Source organism: Amycolatopsis sp. NPDC051373 (genome assembly GCF_040689465.1).
Lineage (GTDB): Bacteria > Actinomycetota > Actinomycetes > Mycobacteriales > Pseudonocardiaceae > Amycolatopsis.
Genome location: NZ_JBFBAE010000019.1, coordinates 104,935 through 129,039, shown reverse-complemented (window position 1 = coordinate 129,039; position 24,105 = coordinate 104,935). Strand labels below are relative to the sequence as shown.

Genomic DNA, 24,105 nt, shown 5'->3' with positions numbered 1-24,105 from the left:
GCCGGACAGTACCGTTAGGCAGCGTGAACCCCGTCGAAACGCCCGCGCCGCCGCGCCTCGCCGAGTACACGACGCTGCGCCTCGGAGGGCCCGCGCGCCGGTTCGTGCGGGCCACGACCAGCGACGATCTCGTCGCCGCCGTGCGCGAGGCCGACGCCGCCGGCGAACGCGTGCTGCTCCTCGGCGGCGGTTCGAACCTCGTGGTCGCCGACAGCGGTTTCCCCGGCACGCTCGTCCAGGTCGCGAACACCGGCTGGACCTGGGCCGGCGACACCGGCGACGTCATCGAGGCGGCCGCCGGACAGGAGTGGGACGCGTTCGTCGCCGGGCTTGTGGCGGCGGGCATCGGCGGGCTCGAGTGCCTGTCCGGCATCCCAGGCTCCGTCGGGGCGACACCGATCCAGAACGTCGGCGCGTACGGCTGCGAGGTCGCCGAGTCCATCGTCTCGATCGAGCTCTACGACCGCGCCGCGCGCGAGGTGCGCACGGTCAAGGCCGACGAGCTCGGCTTCGCCTACCGCACCAGCGTGCTCAAGGGCACCGACAGCGGCGTGGTGCTCAGCGTGCGCTTCCGCATCGACCCGGCCGGCGAGTCCGCGCCCATCCGCTACGCCGAGCTCGCACGCACGCTCGGTGTCGAGATCGGCGCGAAGGTCCCCGCCGCCGCCGCGCGCTCCGCGGTCCTGGGCCTGCGCCGCGGCAAGGGCATGGTCCTCGACCCGGCCGACCACGACACGTGGAGCGCCGGCTCGTTCTTCACGAACCCGATCCTCCCTTCGTCCGACGTCGAGGCCGTGCTCGCGCGGATCACCGCGGTCGTCGGTGCCGATGTCGCCGTGCCCCAGTACCCGGCCGACGCCGGCGTGAAGCTCTCCGCCGCTTGGTTGATCGAGCGCGCCGGCTTCGCCAAGGGCCACCCGGGCCCCGGCGGCCGCGCGTCGCTGTCGACGAAACACACCCTCGCCCTGACCAACCGCGGCACCGCCACGACCACCGACCTGCTCACCCTCGCCCGCGAAGTCCGCGACGGCGTCCAGTCCCGCTTCGGCGTGACGCTGCACCCAGAACCGCTGCTGATCGCCTGTTCGTTCTGATCCCGTCACAACGCTGTCACCAGCGGAACCGCCCGGCGGATGAAACGTCTTGTCGACATGACGCGGGCCGCACTCACTGGGTGAACCCGGCGTCGGCAGGTAACGTCGAGGCGCTCACCGGCGCTGACAGCGTGGAAGCATCGGCTGGTGCGGGCACGGCGTTGTTCAAGAACAGGGGAGGTTCACGGGGATGGAACGGCGCACGGTGTTCAAGGCGGTGCTCGCCGCGGGGGCGGGGGCACTCGCGGCCGCGTGTTCGACCACCACGAACGGCACGGCGTTGCCGCTCGGCGGGAGCGGGGAGGACGGCGGCAAGCCCGTGGACCCGGTGGCGAAGATCACCGCCACGCCGGCCGTGAACGCCAAAGACGCTGACGTCCGCGAGCCCGTGGTCATCAAGGTGACCGACGGCAAGCTCAGCGAGGTCAAGGTCACCAACTCCGACGGCGACGCCGTCAAGGGTGACCTCGCGGCCGACGGCCTCACCTGGAAGAGCTCAGAATCCCTCGGCTACGGCAAGACCTACACCTACGCCGCCAAGGCCACCGGCACCGACAACCGGCCCGTGGAGCTCAAGGGCTCCTTCGCGACGGTCAACCCGGCCAAGCAGCTGCGCGCCACGCTCAACCCGGCCGACGACGCCCACGTGGGCGTCGCGATGCCGATCAGCGTGAAGTTCAAGGAAGCGCCCAAGGACCGCGCGGCCGTGGAGAAGGCGTTGAAGGTGAAGACCGACGTCGAGGGCTCGTGGGGCTGGCTCTCGGCCACGCAGGTGGACTGGCGGCCGAAGGAGTACTGGCCCGAGAACACGACCGTGGAGGTCGAGGCCAACCTCTACGGCGTCGACCTCGGCAACGGCGCCTACGGCAAGGCTGACGTGACCACGAAGTTCAAGATCGGGCGCAACCAGGTCGTGAAGGTGAACACCCCCGACCACGTGATGAAGGTCTACCGCGGCGGCTCCGAGTACAAGAGCTACCCGTGCGCCAACGGCCTCGACTCCGATGTGAACCGCAACACACCCAACGGCACGTTCATCGTGATGTCGAAGGAGCCCACGGCGGTGTTCGACAACGCCCGCTACGGCTACACGAACGTCAACAAGAAGTGGGCCTGCCGCATCTCCAACCACGGCGAGTACATCCACGAAAACCAGGACAACGCAGCCAACATCGGCAAGACCAACAACTCCCACGGCTGCGTCAACCTGCTGGAAGCCGACGCGAAGGACTACTTCGACTCCGCGCTCATCGGCGACCCGGTGGAGGTGACCGGTTCGCAGCTTTCCAGCCCCACCGGCTCCGACGTCAAGGACTGGTTCTACGACTGGTCCACCTGGAAGACGCTGTCGGCGGTCAAGTGAAGCGTGCTACGAACTGACGTCGTGAACACCGAAGTGGTCGGTACCTCCGGCGTGCGTATCGCGTTGCGCGTCGAGGGTGCCCAGAACTCGCGTCCGATCGTCTTCGTGCATGGCTGGGCCCAGTCGTCGCGCGCGTGGGCAGCCCAGCTGGCCGACCCGGCGCTCACGGAGCGGTTCCGCCTGGTGGCGATGGACCTGCGGGGCCACGGTGCGTCCGACGTCCCGGCGGCCGGCTACGACGACCCGCGCCAGTGGGCCGACGACCTCGCCGCCGTGCTCGATTTCGCCGGCCCCGACGCGATCGTCGTCGGCTGGTCCTACGGTGGGCTCGTGATCGCCGACTACCTGCGGGTGCACGGAACGGCACGGCTGGCCGGGATCGTGCTCGTCGGTGCCATCACCGAGATCGGCCGGGGCCGCGAAGGCGGTAAGACCGGATCGGTCATGCGGGCCGCGCTGCCCGCGGCGCTCTCGGACGATCCCGAGGTCGCCGTGCCGGCGTTGGTGGAGTTCACCCGTGCCCAGGCGAACGCCTCGGTGCCGGGCACGTTCGCGCAAGCCCTGCTCGGGATGTCCTTGGCGGTGCCGCCGGCTGTCCGCGCGGCGCTGTTCAAGCGCGACGTGGAGAGCTCGGAAGAGCTGGCCAAGATCGACAAACCGGTACTGGTCGTGCACGGCACGGCCGACCGCGTGGTCGATCCGTCGGCAGCGGAATATTCGGCCGGGAAGATTCCAGGGGCCGTTCTGCGTTGGTTCGTTGATGCGGGGCATCTGCCGTTCGTCGAGGACGCGGGGGAGTTCAACTCCGCGCTGCGGCGGTTCTCCGGGGAAACAGCCGAGTAGCGCACACAGGAGTAGTGACCAGGTGACCATCTCCTCTCTGTCGGGGTTCCGCGCTGCGCCGCGTCGCATCGCGGTGCTGTCCGTGCACACCTCGCCGCTCGAACAGCCGGGCACCGGCGACGCGGGCGGAATGAACGTGTACGTGCGCGAGACCGCCACCGAGATGGCGCGCCGCGGCGTCGAGGTCGAGGTGTTCACCCGCGCGACCTCGTCGGACCAGCCGCCGCTGGCCGAGCTGGCGCCGGGCGTGACCGTGCGCCACGTGCAGGCCGGCCCGTTCGAGCCGCTGGGCCGCGACGAGCTGCCCGCGCAGCTGTGCGCGTTCACCTCGGGCGTGCTGCGGGCCGAGGCGTTTCACGAGCCCGGCTACTACGACCTCATCCACTCGCACTACTGGCTCTCGGGCCAGGTCGGCTGGCTCGCGCGCGACCGCTGGGGCGTGCCGCTGGTCCACACCGCGCACACGCTGGCGAAGGTCAAGAACTCACTGCTCGCCGACGGCGACAAGCCCGAGCCGCGCACGCGCGTGATGGGCGAGGACCAGGTGGTGGCCGAGGCCGACTGCCTGGTCGCCAACACGCAGGTCGAGGCCCGCCAGCTCGTGGACCTCTACGGCGCCGACCCGCACGCGGTGCACGCCGTGCCGCCGGGCGTCGACCTCGACCGCTTCACGCCCGGTTCGCAGGCGCTGGCGCGCGACGCGTTCGGACTGCCGCGGGACGCCGTGGTGCTGGCGTTCGCGGGCCGGATCCAGCCGTTGAAGGCGCCGGACGTGCTGCTGCGCGCGGCCGCCGAGCTGCTGACCCAGCGGCCGGAGCTGCGCTCGAAGCTCGTGGTGCTCGTGGTCGGGGGGCCGTCGGGTACCGGGCTGGAGCAGCCACAGGCGCTCAAGGAGCTGGCGTGGACGCTGGGCATCCAGGAGCAGGTGCGCTTCCTGCCTCCGCAGCCGGGGCAGAAGCTCGTGGACGTGTTCCGCGCGGCCGACGTGGTCGCCGTGCCGAGCTACAACGAGTCGTTCGGGCTCGTGGCGCTGGAGGCGCAGGCCTGCGGCACCCCCGTGGTGGCCGCCGAGGTCGGCGGGCTGCCGGTCGCGGTGCCGCACGGCGTGTCGGGACTGCTCGTGCCTTCGCACACGGCCACCGACTGGGCCGACGCGCTGGCGGCCGTCGCGCTGCGGCCGGAACGCCGGCGTGAACTCGGTGCCAACGCCGTGCTGCACGCCCACCGCTTCTCCTGGAGCCGCACCACGGACTCGCTGCTGGAGATCTATGCTCAGGCGACCAAGGCGTTCCGCGGAGCGCTCGAAGTGCGGGCGGAGGTGGCCGTGTGAGCCTGGACGCGACGATCAAGTCCACTTTGGACGCCGCCGAGCTCACGTACGACCGGCGTGGCGAAGGAAAGTACTTCGTGACGTTGCCGGGCACGAAGAAGCTCCAGACCAACTGCTGGCTCGTGGACGGCGACCACGCGTTCTCCGTGGAGGCGTTCGTGTGCCGCCGTCCGGACGAGGCGCACGAGCAGGTGTACCGCTTTCTGTTGCAGCGCAACGCCCGGCTCTACGGTGTGCACTACACAGTGGACAGTATCGGCGACATCTACCTCGTCGGGCGCTTCGGCAAGGAGACCGTGACCGACGCCGAGCTGGACAAGATCCTCGGGCAGGTGCTCGAAGCCGCCGACGGTGACTTCAACACGTTGCTGGAGATCGGGTTCGCGTCATCGATCAAGCGCGAGTGGGACTGGCGTGTGTCGCGCGGGGAGTCGCTGGCGAACCTCCAGGCGTTCAAGCACCTCGTGGCGCCCGAGAAGCCGCACGAGCCGGGCTTGACCGAGTCGTGACTCGGCCCGTGCAACGCCGCTGACGCCGGGGTCCGTCCGTCTGCCACCCGAGTGGAGGAGGACGGATGAGAACTCGATGGAGATGGGTGCTGGCCGGCGCCGGGTTGCTGGTGGCGCTGGCGGGGTGCACGGCGAACGGGCCGAGCTCGACGGAGGCCGACAGCGGGGTGGCCGCCGGGCGCGCGGCCGTGCCCCAGCAGGGACTGCCTCAGCAGGGGGTGGCGCAACCCGGTGTGCCGCAGCAGGGCCTGACCACGAAGGGCCCGGTTCCGCCGGCGGTGGGGGTCGCGGGGACCACCGACCGCAAGCTCGCCCGAAGCGCACGACTGGACCTCTCGACCCCGAAGCTCGACGATGTCGTCTCGCGGGCGCGGGTGATCGCGACCGGAGCCGGCGGGTACACGGGCCAGGAGAGCACGCTGGAGTCGTCCGCGACCCTGAGCCTCGCCGTGCCCGCCGAAAAGCTCGACGGGGTGCTCGACCAGCTCGCCGGGCTCGGCAAGGTCACCAAGCGGGAGCTGAGCTCCCAGGACGTCACCGCCCAGGTGGTCGACGTGGACGCGCGCCTGGCGACGCAGCGCGCGAGCGTCGACCGGATCCGGGCGTTGCTGGCGAAGGCGACGTCGATCTCCGAGATCGCGAGTGTGGAGAGTGAGCTCACCAACCGCGAAGCCGCGCTCGAGTCACTCGAACAGCAGCAGAAGGCGCTCGCGGGGAGTGTCGCGATGGCGACAGTGGCACTGTCCGTGACCGCCGAGGTCGTGACCGGTCCCGGGCAGACATCCGATGACTTGCCCGGCTTCCTCGCGGGGCTCGCCGGTGGCTGGGACGCGTTCCTGACCTTCGGCGGCGGCGTCCTGACGGCGCTGGGGGCGATCGCACCGTTCGCCGTGGTGCTCGGGATCCCGGCCGGGGCGGTGTGGTGGTGGGTGCGCAAGCGGCGCCGTTCACGGCCGGCCGGTGACACGGCAGACGCGGCTGTCCCCGCCGGACCTGCGGGATAACGGGAAAGGCGGGACGGCTCGAGGGAGGGGGGAGTCGCGATCTCGAGCCGCCCCGCTGAAGTTCCCGCCGATCAAGGACCCGGTGACGAGGGGGATGCCAACGGGGCCGGCGGGCCGCGGCTCGGCAGGGGGGAGACGAGCCGCGGTCATAGCCCGCCGTCAGCCGGGGAGTGCGTGGAATCCGGCTGAGCGGGACATGCCAAACCTGTCAGATGTCCACCTGTAATCACAAGACTACTCGTTACTCTATTCGAGTGAACTTCGCGAAGCGGGATAACAGCGCGCAGCACATTGCACCCTTTTCGCGGCTTGTTGACGGGCTGACTTCTGTTCGGGTGAAGGTGTTACTATAGGGTAACACACTCTCTGTAGAACATCGTTCAAGCGGGACTCACCAGTCACGAACCTGGTCCGCTCTGGCAGGCTGTGGGCCATGGCCGAACTTGGGACGCTGGTGCTGCTGCGTCACGGACAGAGCACGTGGAACGCGGAAAACCTGTTCACCGGATGGGTGGACGTGCCGCTTTCGGAGACGGGCGAGCGCGAGGCTCGCCAGGGTGGCCAGCTGCTGGCCGAGGCGGAGCTGCTGCCGGACGTGGTGCACACGTCGCTGCTGCGCCGCGCGATCGGCACGGCAAATATCGCCCTCGACGCCGCCGACCGGCACTGGATCCCCGTCAAGCGCGACTGGCGGCTCAACGAGCGCCACTACGGTGCGCTGCAGGGCAAGAACAAGAAGCAGACGCTGGAGGAGTTCGGCGAGGAGCAGTTCATGCTCTGGCGCCGCTCCTACGACACCCCGCCGCCCGCCATCGACCCGGCCGACGAGTTCAGCCAGGCCGGCGACGCGCGCTACGCCGACCTCGGCGACAACGCGCCCCTGACCGAATGCCTCAAGGACGTCGTCGAGCGCCTCCTGCCGTATTGGGAGTCCGCGATCGTCCCCGACCTGCGCGCGGGCAAGAACGTCCTGGTCGCCGCGCACGGCAACTCGCTGCGCGCGCTCGTCAAGCACCTCGACGGCATCTCCGACACGGACATCGCGGCCCTCAACATCCCCACCGGCATCCCCCTGCGCTACGACCTCACGGACGACCTCCAGCCCATCAAGCCGGGCGGCCTGTACCTCGACCCGGAGGCGGCGGAGGAAGCCGCTGCCGCGGTGGCGAACCAGGGTCGCTGAGCCTCACCAACTCACGGACGAAGGGCCACTGCGCGAGCTGCGCGGTGGCCCTTCGGCATGTCAGAGGGCCGCGGACGTCCGGAGTCGCGGCGCCGTGCGGCGGGCACGGGGGCTGAGGTCGAGCGACCGTCGCTTGTCGCCGAGCCGGCCTGGAGGCCGCGGGGTAAGGCACCGCGGCGGTGGATTGGTCGAGCTGGCGCTGAGGTGTGGCGGCGAATGTCGCGGAGTCAACCGGCGCCCTGATCGGAAGCCGCGGCCGTTGCGAAACCGGCGCGAGTGAGCCTCACCCAGTCACGGACGAAGGGCCACTGCGCGAGCTGCGCGGTGGCCCTTCGGCGTAGACGGGAGTGGCTCAGGCAGCGTTCAACGGGTCGATCGCCGACACCTTCCAGCCGCCGTCCGATTGGCGGGCCAGGGTGAGGCGGACGGGGATGGTGCGGTCCTGTGGGCCGCCCTGTTGCCGGGTCGAGACGACGGCGTCGAGGAGGACCGTGGCGGTCTTGCCGTCCGCGGAGGCCGACGACACGGCGGCCGCGGACTGGGGGTTGAAGGAAGCCTTGGCGCCGCTGCTTTTCATGCTGTCGACGGTGGTCTGGCGGGTCGCGCGGAACTGCGTGAGGAGCGGGTCGACGGCGACGCTCTCGTAGCCGTCGTACACGGCGTCGGCGTTCTGGGCGTCGACGGTCAGCAACACCGAGCCGGCGTGCCGGGCGGCGGTGAGGGCGGAGTCGCGGGTGACGGCGGGGCGCGGGGCGCCCGGGTCGGCCGCCGGGCCGAGGGTGCCGCGCGGGTTGAGGTTCAGGTCGCTGACGCGCCAGTGGTCGCCGGCCGGCGCGGCGGTCACGAGGACGACCGCGAGCGCCGCGTTGGTCTTGCCGTCGGGGGTCTGGCTCTGCTGCTTGATCGCGGCGAGCACCGTGGCCCCGCTCGGCGACAGGGCGGCGACGCCCGAATCGATCACGTGCGTCTGCGTCTTCACCGGAGTGGTCTTGATCTGTGCGAAGGTCTGGTCGAACTGCGTGCGGGCGTTGCCGGTGAAGTACTCCTGCTCGTTCTTCGCCACCGCGGCCGTGTCCGTGGAGTCGAAGCTGAACACGGTCTCCATGGCCTTCTTGATCCCCGCGGTAGCGTCGCTCGTGGCCTTCGCGTCGACGTAGGCCAGGTTGGCGGGCTGTGGCGGAACCACGGCCTTCCCGCCCACCGCCGAGCTGCACCCGGCAGCGAATAGGGCGAGCACCACGACACCACGCTTCACAGCAGACCGGCCTCCTTCGCGCGCGCCCCGGCCTGGAACCGCGACGTCGCCCCCAACGCTGCCATCAGCTCCGCGACGTAGCGTCGGTAGGTCCGCAGGCCGACGCCCATCGTGCGCGCCGCGGTCTCGTCGGTGCAGCCCGACAGCAGCAAGTCCAGCAGCTGCGGCGTGTGCCGGCGCAGCTCGGCGTAGCGCGTTTCGAACGCCGCGAGATCCGTCGACGACCGCCACGCGGCCTCGAACAACGACGAGATCCCGTTGACGAGGTCGGGTCGCGAAAGGACGGTGTAGCTGCGCCCGTCCGGCGTGACCTCGGCGGCGAGGATCGCGAGGCGCCCGTCGAGGATGATCGTCTCGTTGATCTCGCGCTCGGTGATCCGGATCTGCGCGCCGGCCTCGCGCAGGAGGCGCAGGTGCTCGACGCTCGCCTCGTCCAGCAGCACGCTCGGCACGTAGATCTTGCGCGCCCGCCGGCCTTGCAGGTCGGGCACCGGGGGCACGCCGGTGCCCGGGCGCGAAGCCGCCCAGGTGAAGAGGGTGTTCGCGGCGCACGCGATGTCCGTGGCGCTGCCGAACAGGTGGGCGGTGCGGTCGAAAAGCTCGCGTTCGCCGCGCACGGTCACGACGTCGTCGACTCGAGTCACGCACTCCAGTGTCACCTCGTGGAGCGACCGCGGCCACTGCCGGGTGGCAGCTTCCTGCCAATCCGGGCGACGCGAAAGCCGCCGGGTCACGCTGGAAGTCATGACCCAGACAGCACTTCCCGCCGCGGCCGCCGGCACGTGGCAGCTCGGTTCCCTGACCGTCAACCGTCTCGGCTTCGGCGCCATGCGGCTCGTCCCGTTCGCGGGCGGCACCGGCGCCGACCGCGAGCGCGCCCTCACCGTCCTGCGCCGCGCGCTGGAGCTCGGCGTGAACCACATCGACACGGCGGCGTTCTACTTCACGCCGGAGTTCTCCTCCAACGAGATGATCAACACGGCGCTCTCGCCGTACGCCGACGACCTGGTCCTGACCACGAAGGTCGGCCCCGGCCGCGACCCGTCCGGCGAGTTCCTGCCCTTCGCACGGCCCGACCAGCTGCGCGGCCAGGTCGAGGAGAACCTGCGCCAGCTCGCGCGCGACCACATCGACGTGGTCAACCTGCGCATCGGCACGGGCCTCGGCCGCGGCTCGGGCTCCATCACCGAGCACTTCGGCGCCCTGGCCGAGCTGCGCGAGGCCGGCCTCATCCGCGAGCTGGGCATCTCCAACGTCGGCCCGGAGCACCTCACGGAGGCGCTGGCGATCGCGCCCGTGGTCTGCGTGCAGAACCAGTACGGCCTCACCGCGGTCCGCGAGGACGACGAGCTGCTGCGGCTCTGCGGCGAGCACGGCGTGGCCTTCGTGCCGTGGTTCGCCGTCGCGAGTGGACAAACCGACGAAACGGCCGTCGAAGAGCGGGTGGCGACGGTCGCGAAGCGCCACGACGCGACCTCGGCCCAGGTCCGTCTCGCGTGGACACTCGCTCAAGGTGATCACGTGCTCGCGATCCCGGGCACGGGCAACCCGGACCATCTGGCACAGAACGTCGCCGCCGCGCAGCTGCGCCTGACGGCCGACGATCTTGCCGAGCTCGACGGAGCGTGAACATTTGTCCGGAAGATCTCGGCCGGGTGAACGGGGCCTGACACCAGGGCGAACTTGTCCCCTGTAGGTGTCACGCGCCTCACGACCGGGCTTCCAGGACTGGTCCGAAAGGCTACCGGGATGCTTACGATTCCCTCGTGACCACGCCTGTTGCCCTGATCTCGGCCATCGGCGCTCTTGTCGTCGGCGCGGTCGTCGGGTTCCTCATCGCCCGGGCTCGGGCCCGGAAGGAGACGGCACGGCCGGCGGGACCGACCGTGGCGGAGCTCCTCGAACGGCTGATCCGGTCGTCCCGGAGCGGCGTTGTCGTCCTCAACCGCTTCGGTGACCTCGTGCTGCACAACCCGAGGGCCTACGAGCTCGGCCTGGTGCGCGTGAACCAGGCCGACCCGCGGGCCCGCGCCGCCGCCGAGCAGGTGGTGGAGACCGACGAGCCGATGGAGATCGACCTGTCGCCGCTCGAGAACCGCGGGCGGCGACAGCCCGAGGCGGTGCTCGGCGAGGTCCGCCCGCTCGGCGACGGCTTCACCGTGGTCGAGGCCGTGGACCACTCCGAGGCCATCCGCCTGGAAGCCGTGCGGCGCGACTTCGTGGCCAACGTGAGCCACGAGCTCAAGACCCCGGTCGGCGCGATCGCGCTGCTCACCGAGGCCGTGCTCGACGCCGCCGACGACGTGGACGAGGTCCGCCGCTTCGGCAGCAAGATCCTCCGCGAGTCGACCCGGCTGGGCACGCTCGTGACCGAGCTCATCGCGCTTTCGCGCCTGCAGGGCGCCGAACGGCTGCCGGACCTCAACGTCGTCGAGGTCGACGCCGTGGTGCGGGAGGCGCTCGGCCGGACAACGTTGTCAGCGGAGTCGGCGGAGATCACCATCACCACCGACACGGCGAGCGGCCTGCTCATCGAGGGCGACCGGACACTGCTGGTCACGGCGCTGTCGAACCTGCTGGAGAACGCGGTCGCGTACTCGTCGCCGGGCAGCCCGGTGTCGATCTCGCGCCGGCTCGCCGACGGCATGGTCGAGATCGCCGTGACCGACCGCGGCATCGGCATCGCCGAAGACGAGCAGCAGCGCGTGTTCGAGCGCTTCTACCGCGCGGACAAGGCCCGCTCCCGCGCCACCGGCGGCACGGGGCTGGGCCTGGCGATCGTGAAGCACGTCGCGGCCAACCACGGCGGTTCGGTGGGCCTGTGGAGCCGACCCGGCACCGGGTCCACGTTCACGCTGCGGATCCCCGCGCACGTCAGCCCCGAGCCCGGCGGCGACGGCGCGCGTGGCAAACAGCAGACCCAGCCCGCCACCGTGGTGCGGCAGGACAAGACCCCCGAGCGGACACCCCGGCTCGTGGCAACCGGGCAGGAGCTCTCCGGCCCAGACCATGGAGGAAACCTGTGACGAGGGTTCTCATTGTCGAGGACGAAGAGTCCTTCGCCGACCCGCTCGCCTTCCTGTTGCGAAAGGAAGGTTTCACGGCCGCGGTGGCCGGGACGGGACAGCAGGCGCTCGAGGAGTTCGACCGCAACGGTGCCGACATCGTGCTGCTCGACCTCATGCTCCCAGGCATGAGCGGCACGGACGTGTGCAAGCAGCTGCGCCAGCGTTCGGCCGTGCCGGTGATCATGGTGACGGCGCGCGACAGCGAGATCGACAAGGTCGTGGGTCTCGAGCTCGGCGCCGACGACTACGTGACGAAGCCCTACTCGGCCCGGGAGCTCATCGCGCGAGTGCGCGCGGTGCTGCGCCGCGGCGGCGAGCCGGGCGCGGAGGGCGAGCTGGCGCCGCTGGTGCTCTCGGCCGGGCCCGTGCGGATGGACGTCGAGCGGCACGTGGTGACCGTGGACGGCGCCGAGGTTTCGCTGCCGCTCAAGGAGTTCGACCTACTGGAGTACCTGCTGCGCAACGTGGGCCGCGTGCTCACGCGCGGCCAGCTGATCGACCGCGTGTGGGGCGCCGACTACGTCGGGGACACCAAGACCCTCGACGTCCACGTGAAGCGCCTGCGCTCGAAGATAGAGCCCGACCCGGGCTCCCCTCGCCACCTCGTGACGGTGCGCGGCCTCGGGTACAAGTTCGAGACGTGAGCCGCCGGTAGGGAAAACACCGGAACACGGCCGGGGTGGCGGGGTTTTTTCTTGCCGCTCCGGCCGTTTTGGGTCCCTGGGGAAACGCTTCATTTTTCACCCTGTGCGGGCGTCCGGCCACGCAGAGTCGAGCCCGGACCGAGTGGTGTTGGTTACAGTTTCGAGACCTGGCTGTGGGACCGGTACGCTGGATCCTCGTGCGCCTAGGGGTACTCGACGTCGGGTCAAACACCGTCCACCTGCTGGTGGTCGACGCCCATCGTGGTGCGCACCCGACGCCCATGCACTCGGAGAAGGCCGTGTTGCGCCTCGCCGAGCAGATCACGCGATCCGGCGAGCTCAGCCGTGCGGGCTCCGACGAGCTGGTCCGGGCCGTGGAGTCGGCGCGCGCCGCGGCCGTCCGGCTCGGGTGCGAAGACGTGCTGGCGTTCGCGACGTCGGCCGTGCGAGAAGCCAAGAACGCGGCGAAGGTGCTGGCCAGAGTCGCGGAAGAGACCGGCGTCGAGCTGAGGGTGCTCTCCGGCGTCGACGAGGCGCGCCTGACTTTTCTGGCCGTGCGGCGGTGGTTCGGCTGGTCGGCCGGCCAGGTGCTGGTGCTCGACATCGGCGGCGGCTCGCTGGAGGTCGCGATGGGCCGCGACGAGGAACCCGTGCTCGCGGAGTCGTTGCCGCTGGGAGCCGGGCGCACCACGCGCACACGTTTCCGCCACGACCCGCCCACGCGCTCGGAGGTCGTGGCCACCTCCGCGTGGCTGGAGGGCGAGCTCAGCGGGCTCGCGAAGAAGGTCGCGAAATGGGGTGAACCCGATCGGGTGGTGGCGACGTCGAAGACGTTCCGCTCCCTGGCCAGGCTCACCGGTGCGGCCCCCTCGGCGGCAGGCCCGCGCGTGCGCCGTACGCTCACGGACACCGCGTTGCGCCAGCTCATCGCCTTCATCTCGCGCATGCCCGCAGCGGACCTCGCGCAACTCGAGGGGGTCAGCTCGAGCCGGTCGCACCAGCTCGTGGCGGGTGCGCTGGTGGCGCAAGCCGCCATGCGGGCGCTCTCCCTCGAAGAACTCGAGATCTGCCCGTGGGCACTGCGAGAGGGTGTCATTCTGCGACGGCTGGACCATTCCAACGGCGCGGACGAAACTGGGGCCGCCCTCACCGGCGTTTCGGCGAACGGGGAGGACCGGTGACAGCAGTGGACTGGACTTCGGTGACGGAAAACAGGCACGGTGGAGAGGTGACGGATATGCACAGCACGGTGTTCAGCGCGCGCGGCGCCGCCTGCGTCCGGCCGCCGGCACGTGCCGTGGCCAACCCCGAGCGCGCTTTGGACAGCACGGTATGACCGACGAGAACGGCGCCCCGCCCCAGAAGACCGTGGCCGAACTGCTCGCCCAGCACGGGCAGCAGGTCGAGGGCTCACGGCGGCGCAGGCGGCGCGCAGCCGACGACGACGAAGCCCCCGAGCAGCAGCCGGAGAGCGGCCGTCGCGCCGCGGGTGTGAGCGACACCGCCCCGCAGGCGATCATCGACCGCGTGACCAGCGACGGCGGCACTCCGCCGCCGCCTTCGCGCTCGGCGGGTGGCCGTCGTCGTTCGGACGGGCCCGCGGCCCCCGCGCCGCGGGCGGTGCCGCAGGAGTCGGGGCCGTTGCAGCGTCCGCCTGCTGCTCCTGTGCCGCCTGCCGGTCCTCAGGGACCGGGTGGGATGGCTGGTCCTGGTCCTGGTCCTGCGGGTCCGGGTGGCCCGGGTGGCCCTTCCGGCCCGCCGACGCGGTCGGTCCGGCCGGTGAACGGGCAGCAGGACTCAGGGTTCGTTCGTCAGCCTTCGCCCGAGTCGGGGCAGTTCGCCCGACCGCCGGCTCCGCCGCAGGAGTCCGGGCAGTTCGTGCGGCCGCAGGAGACGGGGTACACGCGCCCGCCGGCTCCGCCGCAGGAGTCGGGTCAGTTCGTACGGCCGCAGGAGTCGGCGCAGCTCCCGGTTCCGCCTTCGCCGTCAGCCGAGTCGAGCCAGTTCGTGCGTCCGCCGGCGCCGCCGCAGGAGTCCGGCCAGATGCCGGTGCCGCCGCGCGGCCGTCCGACGCGGCAGCAGCCGGTGCCGCCGCCGGGTGCGGAAGAGACCCGCAACCAGGTGCCGCCGGTCCGCCGACGTCCCGGTCCGCCACCCGCGCCGGGCGGCACGCTCGCGTCGCGGCTCGACGGTCTTGACGGCACGCCCGACGCCGACGTGCCCGAGCCGCCCATGGCCAGTGGCGCGTTCCCCACGGGTGCGCCGCAGCGTCCGCGCCGCGCGCCGGCCCGCCGTCCCGCGCCGCAGCAGGACCCGCACACGGAGCAGTTCGACGCCGTGGCCGGGGTGGAGCCGGCGGCGCCCGAGGTGGCTCCCGGTCCTGGGCCGGGTGGTCCCGGCCCCGGCGGTCCTGGCCCGGGTGGCCCTCCCGCTCAACCGCCGGGCTTGGCGGGTTGGCGCAAACGTCGTCAGCAGGAACAACTCGAGGACACCGAGATCGGCGTGATGCCGGTCGTCCCGGGCGAGTCCGCCGACGCCTACGCCGACGAGGATTACGCGGCCGACGACTACGCCGAGCCGTACGCCCCCGAGGGCGACTACGACGGTGGCCCGCCCACCATGGCCGCCCCCGCCGACTTCGACGCCGGCCCGCCCACCGCGGGCTACCCGGCGCCCATGCCGTTCGCCCCTGGCGGCGGCCCCGTCGACGACGACCTGTCCGAGTACGAGCGCGAGTTCGCCCAGCCGGGCTCCCCGGACTTCGACGGCGACGACTACGGCTACGACCAGCACGGCGACTACGAGGACGACTACGACGACGACGTCGCCCCCGAAGAGCCCGCCGCCGCTCCCGTGGCCGCCGAGCCGGCCCTCGAAGGCTCCCCTGGCAAACAGTGGCTCACCCTCGCGGGCCAACTGGCCCTCGGCGTCGTCGGCGGCGCCGCCGTGTGGCTCGGCTTCAACTGGCTCTGGGTCAACCTCGCGCCGGCCGCCCTCGTCGGTGCCCTGCTGGTGATCGTGGCGCTGGTGTGGATCGTCCGCAAGATCCGCCGCGCGGAAGACCTGCAGACGACGCTGCTGGCCATCCTGGTGGGGCTGGTGGTGACGGTGTCACCTGCCGCCCTGTTGCTGGTGGGGCGCTAGCCGTTTATCGCGTCGGGACTCCCGGTCTCCGCTTCGGCGGGCCGGGAGTTCTCGCGTTTCGGCCCGCGGGCGCTTTGGCCCCCACTCACCAGCCAGCCGCCTGCCAACTCACCACCCACGCAAGCCACACCCACCCTCGCAACCGCCGCCCACCCACGCGACGAAACCTGCACCCAGCCCCACCCTGGCACCCCGATCCGAAGCCTCCTTGCGGCCGGCGACGTGTCGTCAAGGCACGCTTTCCCGCCTTGACAACACGTCACCGGCCGTCAACACAATCCAGCTTCGGGGTGCACTCCCAACGCGAGCCGCCCTGCGAGGACACCGACCTCCCCAACGCAAGCCGCCCTGCGAGGACAACGACCTCCCCAACGCAAGCCGCCCTGCGAGACCCTGCTTTCAGCCGAGGACACTTCCCACCCAACCCGCACCCGACCACGCCCACCCCTGGCAAGGCAGGATGTCCCCGTGAACGCGCCTGAGAAGCCGATACCCGTGGGACTGAGCACTGCGTCGGTGTGGCCCCTGCGGGCCGGGGCGGCGTTCGAACTAGCAGCAGAACTCGGCTACGACGGCGTCGAAGTCATGGTCTGGGCCGACCCCATCAGCCAGGACGTCGCCGCAGTGCGTCGCTGGTCGAAGCGCACAAACGTACCCATCCTGTCGATCCACTCACCGTCGCTGTTGATCACGCAGCGGGTCTGGTCGCCGGATCCCGAGATCAGGCTGCGGAAGTCCGTGGAGGCCGCGGAGCAATTGGGGGCGCGGACGGTCGTCGTGCATCCGCCGTTCCGGTGGCAGCGGCGCTACGGGGACGCGTTCGGGGACCTCGTGGACGAGCTGGAAGAGAAATCCGGCATCGAGGTCGCCGTGGAGAACATGTTCAAGGTGCGTCCGCCGGGTGGGTCGCGGAATACACGGGTGTCGGCGTTCCGGCCGTCGATCGATCCCACGGACGTCGGGTTCCGGCACTACACGCTTGATCTTTCCCACAGCGCCGCCGCGAGGATGGACGCGCTCGCGCTGGCCGAGCGGATGGGGGAAGGCCTGAGCCACGTCCACCTCGCCGACGGCACCGGCGTGCCCAAGGACGAGCACCTCATTCCGGGCCACGGGGGCCAGCCGTGCGCCGAACTGCTGGAAAAGCTGGTCAGCGACAGCTTCACCGGTCAGGTCGTGCTCGAAGTCAACACACGCCACGCCATCGCAGGCGCTGAGCGGGCCCGCGCCCTCGCGGAGGCGCTGCTGTTCGCCCGGTTACACCTCGGACAGTGACCCGGCCGTTAGCATGATCGGCTGTCCGGGCGGTCCCAGGCCCGCCGACACCCTCTTCCGGCTCATCGACACGTAAAGTGCCGACCGTGAACTCGTTGCGATCGTTGAACTTCTCCGCCACATGCGCCGCCGTGGCCGGCCGTTCGTGAGCCGGGCCGAACAGACGGCGACGGCGTTCGACGCGGCCAGCGCGGTCCGTTCCCTCGGAGACGGCACCTTCACGGCCACGCTGAGGGCGGAATGGGCGATCGCGAACCACCCCCACGGAGGGTTCCTCCTGGCCCTGCTCGCCAAGGCCGCCACGGCTGTGCTCGGTGAACGCGGCGAACCCACAGCCGAGCCGCTGGTCGTCAGCGCCGAGTTCCTGCACGCACCGGCGCTGGGTCCGGTGCTGCTGCGCACCGACGTCCGCAAGGTCGGCCGCCGCGCGTCGGTGGTCGGGGTGCGGCTGGAGCAGCGCGGGCGCAGCTGCGTGGAGGCGCGCGTGACGACCGGGCGGCTGCCGATGCGCCGCCCGGACTGGAGCGACCTGCCGCAGCTGCCGGCCGAACCGCCTTCGGGCGCGGTGCCGCTGGGCGCCGAAACCTCCGAAGGCGTGTTCAACCTCTCCTCCAGCTGCGAGATCCGCGTGGACCCGGCCACGGCGGGGTACCTCGCCGGGCGCGCCGGCGACCCACCGCGGCTGAAGTTGTGGGCACGTCCGCGAGACGGGATCGGCGACGTCTACTTCGCACTCCTCGCGGGCGATCTCAACCCGCCGGTGGTGGCCAACCTCGGCCGCGTCGGCTGGGCGCCCACGGTGCAGCTCACGGCCTTCCTGCGCACCCGCCCGGCCCCCGGCTGGCTGCGCATCCTGGTGGAATCGCGTTCGGTGCACGAGGCCTGGTTCGACTCCGACGCCACGGTGGTCGACTCCCAGGGCCGCCTCGTCGCGCAGGCGCGCCAGCTCGCGCTCGCCCCGGCACCCGGAGCCTGACGCGCGTTTGGCACTCTCAGTGGCATGAGTGTGATTGCGGTGCTGGGCGCGGGAAAGATCGGCGAAGCCCTCCTGTCGGGGCTGCTGCACGGGGGCCACGCGCCCGGCGACCTGCTCTTCACCGAGCGCTACGAGGGCCGCGTCCGCGAGCTCGAGGAGCGCTACCCGGGCATGCGCGCGGCCACGGTGGAGGACGCCGCCAAGCGCGCGGACGTGCTCGTGGTCGCCGTGAAGCCGCAGGACATCGAGCCGGTGCTGGCGGAGCTGGCGCCGCTGCTCGGCGCGTCCTCGCTGGTCGTCTCGCTCTGCGCGGGGCTGCCGACGGCGCTGTACGAGCGGCGCCTGGCCGACGGGGTGCCTGTGGTCCGCGTGATGCCGAACACTCCGATGCTGGTCGGCGAGGCCATGAGCGCGATGTCGCCCGGCCGCTACGCCACCGCCGAACACCTCGCCACGGTCCACGAGCTGCTCTCGCACGTCGGCCAGGTCGTCGAGGTACCCGAATCGCAGCAGGACGCCGTCACGGCCCTCTCAGGCTCGGGACCGGCCTACTTCTTCTACCTGGTCGAGGCCATGATCGACGCCGGCATCCTGCTCGGCCTGCCGCGCGCGCTCGCGGGGCAGCTGATCATCCAGTCGGCCGTGGGCGCCGCCAAGATGCTCGCCGAGGGCAAGGACCACCCCGTGCTGCTGCGCGAGGCCGTCACGTCGCCCGCCGGCACCACCATCAACGCGATCCGCGAGCTCGAAAAGCACGGCGTCCGGGCGGCTCTGCTGGACGCGATCGAGGCCGCGCGTGACCGCTCGGAAGAGCTCGGCCGCGCCCACGAGGACTGACAAAACCGGCAAATCAGACCCAAGTGGGTAATCCGTGCGGCGAAAACCCGCAGGTAGGGGCCCATCTCGGTGACAGCCGTCGCACTAGTCCCACGTGTCCCGCTACCCTCTGGAAGAGCACGTGCGTGTCGATACCACAGGTGGGGAAGCCTCGTGGCGCGACACGTGTCGAAGGACGCGGTAATCATGTCGCCGAACAAGAAGGAGGATTTGCCCTCGGTCGGGCAGGTCCAGTTTTTGACGGTCGCCGAGGTGGCCACGCTGATGCGGGTCTCGAAGATGACCGTGTACCGGCTGGTGCACTCGGGTGAGCTCCCCGCTGTGAGAGTGGGGAAGTCGTTCCGGGTTCCCGAAAAGGCCGTGCACGAGTACCTGCAGGGTGCCTACTTCGACGTCGGATAGCAGCTCAGTGCGGCGCGCCGCTCCGTTGAGGGCGGCGGCGGGGCGGGGTCTGATCGGTCGCCGGGCATGTGCTCACCCATGCCCGCCGACCGGCCCGCGTCGGCACGCGGGTAACCTGGTAAATCGCTCGTGCCTGTGCGCTCCACCCGTTGGACGCTGCGCCGGGCAGCGTGACCGACGACAACTGAGGAGCGCCCATGGGTTCCGTGATCAAGAAGCGCCGCAAGCGCATGTCCAAGAAGAAGCACCGCAAGTTGCTTCGCCGTACGCGAGTGCAGCGTCGCAAGGCCGGCAAGTGAGCCAGCCCCACAGCTGATGCGCCGTGGCCCGTCCAGTCTCTGGACGGGCCACGTCCATTTCGTGGGCCTTCTCCCCCGATCGAGTGAGGCGTGAGCCGCAATTCTCTGGTGGAGTTGTAAATACGAAGTAAGACCTGGTCAGGGCATCCCCTGGCGCCGGTAACATCGGTGGGGCGTCCGCGCGATGCTTCCAATGAGTGCAGGCTCGTGCACTTCGGGTGATCATCCACCCCCTTACGCCCAGCCGAACAGCCCAGCCGCACAGGGAGTCCCATGCCGTCGAACATCGTGCTCGTCACCGGGGTCGCGGGAGACCTGGGCGGGAAGCTGCTCGCCCGCCTCGGCACCAACTCCGCCTTCGAGCGCGTGATCGGCGTCGACACCGCGCCGCCCGCGAAAGACGTCCTGCAGCGGATGGGCAGCGCCGAGTTCGTGCGCGCCGACATCCGCAATCCGCTGATCGCCAAGGTCATCAGCAGCGCCGGCGTCGACACGGTCGTGCACACGGCGTGCCTGGCCCACCCGGCCGGCCCGAGCCGCCGCTCCGCCGTCAAGGAACTGAACGTGATCGGCACCATGCGGCTGCTGGCTGCCTGCCAGAGCTCGCCGAAGTTGCGCAAGCTCGTGGTCAAGTCCACTGCGGCCGTCTACGGCGCGGGGGCGCGTTCGCAGGCCGTGTTCACGGAGGACTCGGAGCTGATCCCGGCGTCGTCCAGCGGCTACGCGAAGGACGCCGTGGAGATGGAGGGCTACGTGCGCGGCCTCGCCCGCCGCCGGCCCGACGTCACGGTCACGCTCGCGCGCTTCGCCAACATCATCGGGCCCGAGGTCGACACGGTGCTCTCGCGCTACTTCGCGCTGCCGGTCGTGCCCACCGTCTTCGGCTACGACGCGCGCCTGCAGCTGCTGCACGCGTCCGACGCGCTGGGCGTGCTGGAGCAGGCCGTGCTGCAGGACAAGCCGGGCGTGTTCAACGTCGCGTCGGAAGGGGTGCTCGGGCTGTCCCAGGCGATCCGCCGGGCGGGCCGGGTGGGGCTGCCGATGCCGAGCGCCGTGGTGCCGTCCGTGGGCAAGGTCCTGCGGGGCGCGCGGGTGGTCGACTTCTCGGCCGACCAGGTCCGCCTGCTGAACTTCGGGCGGGTCGTGGACATCACGAAGCTCAAGAAGGAGTTCGGCTACCAGCCGCGCTTCACCACGCGCGAGGCGTTCGACGACTACACCGCGGGTCGCGGCCTGCGCCCGGTGTTCGACGGCGCCCGGCTGGCCTCGCTGGCCGGCAAGGTCGTCGTGGCCGCCGCGACCGGGCAGGCCGGCCGATGAGCCCCGTGACCGGAAGTGAGGCGCACACCGTGAACGGAGCCGAGGCTCAGGTGATCCCGCTCCGCAGCCCGGGACGGGTTTCGCCGCCTGCCGCGCCGCCGGCGTCGTCTTCGGAACCGTCTTCGGACGCGCCGGTGGTGGCCTTCCCTGCCGCCCCGCCGTCTCCCGCCGAGCCGGAACCCTTGCCGGAGTCCGTGCGCTCGGCGCTGGCCTTCCTGCGAAACCGGCTGACCGGCGACTACACCGTCGACGAGTTCGGGTTCGACGCCGAGCTCACCGAGACCCTCGTGCTGCCGCCGCTGCGCGCGCTGTACGAGAAGTGGTTCCGCGTCGACACCTTCGGCGTCGAGAACCTCCCGGCGACCGGCGGCGCGCTGCTCGTGTCGAACCACTCGGGCACCTTGCCGCTCGACGCGTTGATGACCGCCGTCGCCGTCCACGACAAGACGGGCGGGCGCCACCTGCGCGGCCTCGGCGCCGACCTGGTGTTCAAGATGCCGCTGGTGGGCTCGATCGCGCGCAAGTCGGGCCAGACGCTGGCCTGCAACGCCGACGCCGAACGCCTGCTGAGCGCCGGCGAGCTCGTCGGCGTGTGGCCGGAGGGCTTCAAGGGCATCGGCAAGCCGTTCTCCGCGCGCTACAAGCTGCAACGCTTCGGCCGCGGCGGCTTCGTCTCCGCCGCGATGCGCGCGGGCGTGCCGATCATCCCCGTGTCCGTCGTCGGCGCGGAGGAGACCTATCCCAAACTCGGCGACATCCGCCTGCTCGCGCGGCTGCTCGGCCTGCCGTACTTCCCGGTCACGCCGTTCTTCCCGCTCCTGGGCGCGCTCGGCGCCGTCCCGCTGCCTACGAAGTGGACCATCGAGTTCGGCGAGCCCATCCGCACGGACGACTACACCCCGGACGCCGTCGACGACCCGATGCTCGTGTTCACCCTGACGGACCAGGTGCGGGAATCCATCCAGCAGACCCTGTACCGCCGCCTCGCCCAGCGCAAGAACATCTTCCGCGGCTGACCCGCCCGCGGCGCCCAGCGTGGACGTCAGCGGCGCCGGTAAGCCATCCCCGCCGCGACGGCGCCCGCGAGAGCCTCGCGTCGAGGCGCGGAGCCGCCAGAATGGCTTCGGCTGCGCGGGAAGCGCGCCGCGCGGCGACTTCGGACGCGGCTGGGTCCGGCGGGTTCTGTCAATGCGTTGCCGTCGCGCACAGTCCCTCGGCGGCGCCAGCGAAACCGTCAGCCGCGCCGGTAAGCGATCCTCGCCGCGGCGGCTCTCGCGAGAGCCTCGCGTCGAGGTGCGGAGCCGCCAGAATGGCTTTGACTGCGCGGGAAGCGCCGGCCGTGCGCCGAATCGTGGCGACTCCAGCCGGGGTCGGGCCGGCGGGTCTTGCGAGCGCGTTGCCGCCCTGCTCGGCGACCGGCGACGACGTCAGCGGCGCCGGTAGGCCATCCCCGCCGCGACGGCGCCCGCGAGAGCGCCCGCGCCCAGGACCGACGGGACGCCGATCTTCGCCGCCTTGCGGCCCGTGCGGAAGTCGCGGATTTCCCAGCCGCGGGCGCGGGCCACGTCGCGCAGGCCGGAGTCCGGGTTGATGGCCACGGCGGTGCCGACGGCGGACAGCATGGGTACGTCGTTCTGCGAGTCGGAGTACGCCGTGCAGCGCTTGAGGTTCAGACCTTCGCGCGAGGCGAGCGCGCGGACGGCGTGGGCCTTCGCGCGGCCGTGGAGCAGGTCGCCGACCAGGCGGCCCGTGTAGACGCCGTCCTTGGTTTCCGCGACGGTGCCCAGGGCGCCGGTCAGGCCGAGGCGCCGGGAGATGATGGCGGCGAGCTCGATGGGTGTGGCGGTCACGAGCCACACGCGCTGGCCCGCGTCGAGGTGCATCTGGGCGAGCGCGCGGGTGCCGGACCAGATCTTGTCGGCCATGAGCTCGTCGTAGATCTCTTCGCTGATGCTGGTGAGCTCTTCGACGGTGCGACCGGCCACAAAGGACAGTGCGCGTTCGCGGTGGGACTTGATGTCCTCCTTGTTCTCGCGCCCGCCCAGGCGGAACTTCACCTGCTGCCACACGAAACCGGCGAGGTCGGAGGAGGTGAAGAACTTCCGCGCCGCGAGGCCGCGCGCGAAGTAGAAGATCGACGCGCCCATCATCATCGTGTTGTCCACGTCGAAGAACGCGGCCGCGGTCAGGTCCGGCGGCGCCGGGGGCACGGCGGGCTCGGCGTTCGCCGTGATCTGTGCGGCCTCGGCCGACGCCTCGCCCGCGAGCGTGGCGAGCCGTTCGAGCTCCTGACTCTTATCCTTGCCACGCCAAGCTGACACGCACACCGCCTCCACGTTCGGGCACGTCCCGGCGGCCGGGAACGGCCGGGTCCTGACGCACAGCGTAGCGACCATGCGACTCACCCGTTCCAGGTGTGGTGAGGGCCTCGATCAGGGGTTGCCGACGCGCCGCGTGATCACCCGATGACGATGGGTGGAAGGCCCGGCAGTAGCGGCGGGATCGAGATCAACGGCGGCGGCGGGCTGGTCGTCGGCAGCCTCGGCGTCGTCGGCGAGGTGATCGGCGGCGCGAACACCGGCGGCGGAGTCGTGGAGCTGCCGCCGGAGGTCGGCACCGGCGTGCTGGACACGGCCAGGTCCGGCGAGGACGACGTCCCGGTCGCCGGCGGCACCCCGCTTTCGGTGGGCGTAGGGGTGGGGCCGGGGGACGAAGGCGAAGTCGGCGCGGAGCCGCCAGTACGTGCGGGCTGCTGCGTACACGCGCCCCGCGCCGGAAGCAGGCCCAGTTCGTCGGAGCTGCCCGTGGTGATCTCGTAGCAGTTCAGCCGTGACACCAGCGCCGACGTCCGCTGCTGCACGCGCGTCAGCAGCCCGCGCGCACCACTCAGATCCGCGCGCGCGGACGTCGGGATCCGCGGCTGTTCGGCCGCCAGCAGCCGCGCCTGCTCCTTCGTCCACGTCTCGAGCTCCGACAGCTGCGTGCGCCCGCTGGCACCCGTCGCCAGGGCCGTCAGCGCCGTGACGCCCGCGCGGACGTCGCTGCTGAAATCACCGAGAGCCGTCCGGTACGCCGAAGGCGAAGCGTCCGTCATCAGCCCCAGCTCGCTCACGCGGTTGGCCGCGAAGTCCAGGTGCTTGCGTGCCTTGGCCTCGTCGCCGAACGTCAGCCCCAGCGACGTCTCCTCGCCCGCGCGCTTCACGGTGTACAGCGCGTCGCCCGGCATGGCGTTGCGCGACAGCAGCAGCGTCAGTCCCGCCAGCCCCAGCACGAGCGCGATGCCGGCCGCCACGAGATCGGCCATCCGAGGTTTCCACCGCCGGCGCGCGACAGGCTCGCCGAGCCGGCCCTCGATCTCCGCCCGGATGCGCTCGCGCGTCTCGACGTCGGGCGCGCCCGCCTCGTCCAGCGAGCGCAGGGCGGCGACCACGGCCAGCTCGTCGGCGAACTCGCCGTGGCGCTCGACGGGCGACGGGTCCAGAGTGCGATCGAACCGCTCGTTCTCGGCTCGATCCCGCGAAAACCACCCGGGCACGCCCACGGTGCTGCTCCGTCTCCA

The 24,105-nt window shown here is 71.2% G+C and carries 24 protein-coding genes; 20 read left to right on the top strand and 4 right to left on the bottom strand.

What is annotated here, in order from left to right:
* The first annotated feature begins 23 nt into the window (after positions 1 to 23).
* The 7 genes from AB0383_RS31590 (at position 24) to AB0383_RS31560 (ending at position 7,326) form a co-directional block, all read left to right on the top strand.
* Positions 24 to 1,094 (top strand): UDP-N-acetylmuramate dehydrogenase, encoded by a 1,071-nt coding sequence (locus AB0383_RS31590; RefSeq protein WP_364171596.1) that lies wholly within the window; start codon positions 24 to 26, stop codon positions 1,092 to 1,094.
* A gap of 190 nt (positions 1,095 to 1,284) precedes the next feature.
* Entirely contained in the window at positions 1,285 to 2,457 is a 1,173-nt protein-coding gene (locus AB0383_RS31585) for an Ig-like domain-containing protein (protein ID WP_364171595.1), read from the top strand.
* A gap of 21 nt (positions 2,458 to 2,478) precedes the next feature.
* Entirely contained in the window at positions 2,479 to 3,300 is an 822-nt protein-coding gene (locus AB0383_RS31580; RefSeq protein ID WP_364171593.1) for an alpha/beta hydrolase, read from the top strand.
* 22 nt (positions 3,301 to 3,322) lie between these two features.
* Positions 3,323 to 4,630, top strand: coding sequence for a D-inositol-3-phosphate glycosyltransferase (gene mshA / locus AB0383_RS31575; protein ID WP_364171591.1), 1,308 nt, complete (start codon positions 3,323 to 3,325; stop codon positions 4,628 to 4,630).
* Positions 4,627 to 5,139, top strand: coding sequence for a YbjN domain-containing protein (locus tag AB0383_RS31570; RefSeq protein ID WP_364171589.1), 513 nt, complete (start codon positions 4,627 to 4,629; stop codon positions 5,137 to 5,139). Before mshA ends, AB0383_RS31570 begins: the two co-directional genes overlap by 4 nt.
* A 65-nt stretch (positions 5,140 to 5,204) precedes the next feature.
* Entirely contained in the window at positions 5,205 to 6,143 is a 939-nt protein-coding gene (locus AB0383_RS31565; protein WP_366189288.1) for a DUF4349 domain-containing protein, read from the top strand.
* Positions 6,144 to 6,576: 433 nt separating this feature from the next.
* Positions 6,577 to 7,326 (top strand): phosphoglyceromutase, encoded by a 750-nt coding sequence (locus AB0383_RS31560; RefSeq protein WP_364171585.1) that lies wholly within the window; start codon positions 6,577 to 6,579, stop codon positions 7,324 to 7,326.
* Positions 7,327 to 7,678: 352 nt separating this feature from the next.
* Here the strand turns inward: AB0383_RS31560 and AB0383_RS31555 are convergent, their stop codons facing one another.
* Both AB0383_RS31555 and AB0383_RS31550 read right to left on the bottom strand, forming a co-directional pair.
* Positions 7,679 to 8,581, bottom strand: a complete 903-nt coding sequence (locus tag AB0383_RS31555; RefSeq protein ID WP_364171583.1) for a hypothetical protein — start codon at positions 8,579 to 8,581, stop codon at positions 7,679 to 7,681.
* Positions 8,578 to 9,225 carry a DNA-binding response regulator gene (locus tag AB0383_RS31550; RefSeq protein WP_364171581.1) on the bottom strand — a complete coding sequence of 216 codons (648 nt, stop codon included), beginning with the start codon at positions 9,223 to 9,225 and terminating at the stop codon, positions 8,578 to 8,580. Before AB0383_RS31550 ends, AB0383_RS31555 begins: the two co-directional genes overlap by 4 nt.
* Before the next feature lie 100 nt (positions 9,226 to 9,325).
* Here AB0383_RS31550 and AB0383_RS31545 point away from each other — a divergent pair, with 100 nt between their 5' ends.
* From AB0383_RS31545 to AB0383_RS31485, 13 genes are all read left to right on the top strand, one after another.
* Positions 9,326 to 10,210: an aldo/keto reductase gene (locus AB0383_RS31545; protein WP_366189287.1), complete on the top strand. Its 885-nt coding sequence runs from the start codon at positions 9,326 to 9,328 to the stop codon at positions 10,208 to 10,210.
* 137 nt (positions 10,211 to 10,347) lie between these two features.
* Positions 10,348 to 11,607, top strand: a complete 1,260-nt coding sequence (locus tag AB0383_RS31540; RefSeq protein ID WP_364171577.1) for an ATP-binding protein — start codon at positions 10,348 to 10,350, stop codon at positions 11,605 to 11,607.
* Positions 11,604 to 12,293: a response regulator transcription factor gene (locus AB0383_RS31535; protein WP_204091841.1), complete on the top strand. Its 690-nt coding sequence runs from the start codon at positions 11,604 to 11,606 to the stop codon at positions 12,291 to 12,293. Before AB0383_RS31540 ends, AB0383_RS31535 begins: the two co-directional genes overlap by 4 nt.
* 197 nt (positions 12,294 to 12,490) lie before the next feature.
* Positions 12,491 to 13,474 (top strand): Ppx/GppA phosphatase family protein, encoded by a 984-nt coding sequence (locus tag AB0383_RS31530; protein ID WP_364171575.1) that lies wholly within the window; start codon positions 12,491 to 12,493, stop codon positions 13,472 to 13,474.
* Positions 13,471 to 13,629 (top strand): hypothetical protein, encoded by a 159-nt coding sequence (locus AB0383_RS31525; RefSeq protein ID WP_364171573.1) that lies wholly within the window; start codon positions 13,471 to 13,473, stop codon positions 13,627 to 13,629. The genes AB0383_RS31530 and AB0383_RS31525 overlap by 4 nt, the downstream gene beginning before the upstream one ends.
* Entirely contained in the window at positions 13,626 to 15,437 is a 1,812-nt protein-coding gene (locus tag AB0383_RS31520; RefSeq protein ID WP_366189286.1) for a hypothetical protein, read from the top strand. The genes AB0383_RS31525 and AB0383_RS31520 overlap by 4 nt, the downstream gene beginning before the upstream one ends.
* A 501-nt stretch (positions 15,438 to 15,938) precedes the next feature.
* Positions 15,939 to 16,712, top strand: a complete 774-nt coding sequence (locus AB0383_RS31515) for a sugar phosphate isomerase/epimerase family protein (RefSeq protein ID WP_366189316.1) — start codon at positions 15,939 to 15,941, stop codon at positions 16,710 to 16,712.
* A 121-nt stretch (positions 16,713 to 16,833) separates the two neighbouring features.
* A complete protein-coding gene (locus AB0383_RS31510) occupies positions 16,834 to 17,688 on the top strand; it encodes a thioesterase family protein (RefSeq protein ID WP_364171570.1) in 855 nt (284 codons plus the stop codon).
* Between the two features lie 24 nt (positions 17,689 to 17,712).
* The gene (proC, locus tag AB0383_RS31505; protein WP_364171568.1) at positions 17,713 to 18,525 is read left to right on the top strand and encodes a pyrroline-5-carboxylate reductase; all 813 of its coding nucleotides are present in this window, start codon (positions 17,713 to 17,715) and stop codon (positions 18,523 to 18,525) included.
* Positions 18,526 to 18,711: 186 nt separating this feature from the next.
* Positions 18,712 to 18,927: a helix-turn-helix domain-containing protein gene (locus AB0383_RS31500; protein WP_101436173.1), complete on the top strand. Its 216-nt coding sequence runs from the start codon at positions 18,712 to 18,714 to the stop codon at positions 18,925 to 18,927.
* A gap of 197 nt (positions 18,928 to 19,124) precedes the next feature.
* Positions 19,125 to 19,226 (top strand): AURKAIP1/COX24 domain-containing protein, encoded by a 102-nt coding sequence (locus AB0383_RS31495; protein WP_007030867.1) that lies wholly within the window; start codon positions 19,125 to 19,127, stop codon positions 19,224 to 19,226.
* A 273-nt stretch (positions 19,227 to 19,499) separates the two neighbouring features.
* Entirely contained in the window at positions 19,500 to 20,546 is a 1,047-nt protein-coding gene (locus tag AB0383_RS31490) for an NAD-dependent epimerase/dehydratase family protein (RefSeq protein ID WP_366189285.1), read from the top strand.
* On the top strand, positions 20,543 to 21,562 hold the full coding sequence (locus AB0383_RS31485) for a lysophospholipid acyltransferase family protein (protein ID WP_366189284.1): 1,020 nt from the start codon (positions 20,543 to 20,545) through the stop codon (positions 21,560 to 21,562). The genes AB0383_RS31490 and AB0383_RS31485 overlap by 4 nt, the downstream gene beginning before the upstream one ends.
* Before the next feature lie 411 nt (positions 21,563 to 21,973).
* Here AB0383_RS31485 and AB0383_RS31480 read toward each other — a convergent pair whose 3' ends face one another.
* Complete coding sequence (locus AB0383_RS31480; protein WP_220247323.1) at positions 21,974 to 22,882, bottom strand: HAD-IB family hydrolase; 909 nt, start codon at positions 22,880 to 22,882, stop codon at positions 21,974 to 21,976.
* A gap of 122 nt (positions 22,883 to 23,004) precedes the next feature.
* The gene (locus AB0383_RS31475; protein ID WP_366189283.1) at positions 23,005 to 24,087 is read right to left on the bottom strand and encodes a DUF5667 domain-containing protein; all 1,083 of its coding nucleotides are present in this window, start codon (positions 24,085 to 24,087) and stop codon (positions 23,005 to 23,007) included.
* Positions 24,088 to 24,105 lie beyond the last annotated feature (18 nt).

Coding starts and splice junctions, on each gene's coding strand:
- AB0383_RS31490 (WP_366189285.1), top strand. CDS start 19,500: ATGCCGTCGAACATCGTGCTCGTCACCGGGGTCGCGGGAGACCTGGGC.
- AB0383_RS31545 (WP_366189287.1), top strand. CDS start 9,326: ATGACCCAGACAGCACTTCCCGCCGCGGCCGCCGGCACGTGGCAGCTC.
- AB0383_RS31520 (WP_366189286.1), top strand. CDS start 13,626: ATGACCGACGAGAACGGCGCCCCGCCCCAGAAGACCGTGGCCGAACTG.
- proC (WP_364171568.1), top strand. CDS start 17,713: ATGAGTGTGATTGCGGTGCTGGGCGCGGGAAAGATCGGCGAAGCCCTC.
- AB0383_RS31560 (WP_364171585.1), top strand. CDS start 6,577: ATGGCCGAACTTGGGACGCTGGTGCTGCTGCGTCACGGACAGAGCACG.
- AB0383_RS31585 (WP_364171595.1), top strand. CDS start 1,285: ATGGAACGGCGCACGGTGTTCAAGGCGGTGCTCGCCGCGGGGGCGGGG.
- AB0383_RS31495 (WP_007030867.1), top strand. CDS start 19,125: ATGGGTTCCGTGATCAAGAAGCGCCGCAAGCGCATGTCCAAGAAGAAG.
- AB0383_RS31510 (WP_364171570.1), top strand. CDS start 16,834: ATGCGCCGCCGTGGCCGGCCGTTCGTGAGCCGGGCCGAACAGACGGCG.
- AB0383_RS31500 (WP_101436173.1), top strand. CDS start 18,712: ATGTCGCCGAACAAGAAGGAGGATTTGCCCTCGGTCGGGCAGGTCCAG.
- AB0383_RS31565 (WP_366189288.1), top strand. CDS start 5,205: ATGAGAACTCGATGGAGATGGGTGCTGGCCGGCGCCGGGTTGCTGGTG.
- AB0383_RS31485 (WP_366189284.1), top strand. CDS start 20,543: ATGAGCCCCGTGACCGGAAGTGAGGCGCACACCGTGAACGGAGCCGAG.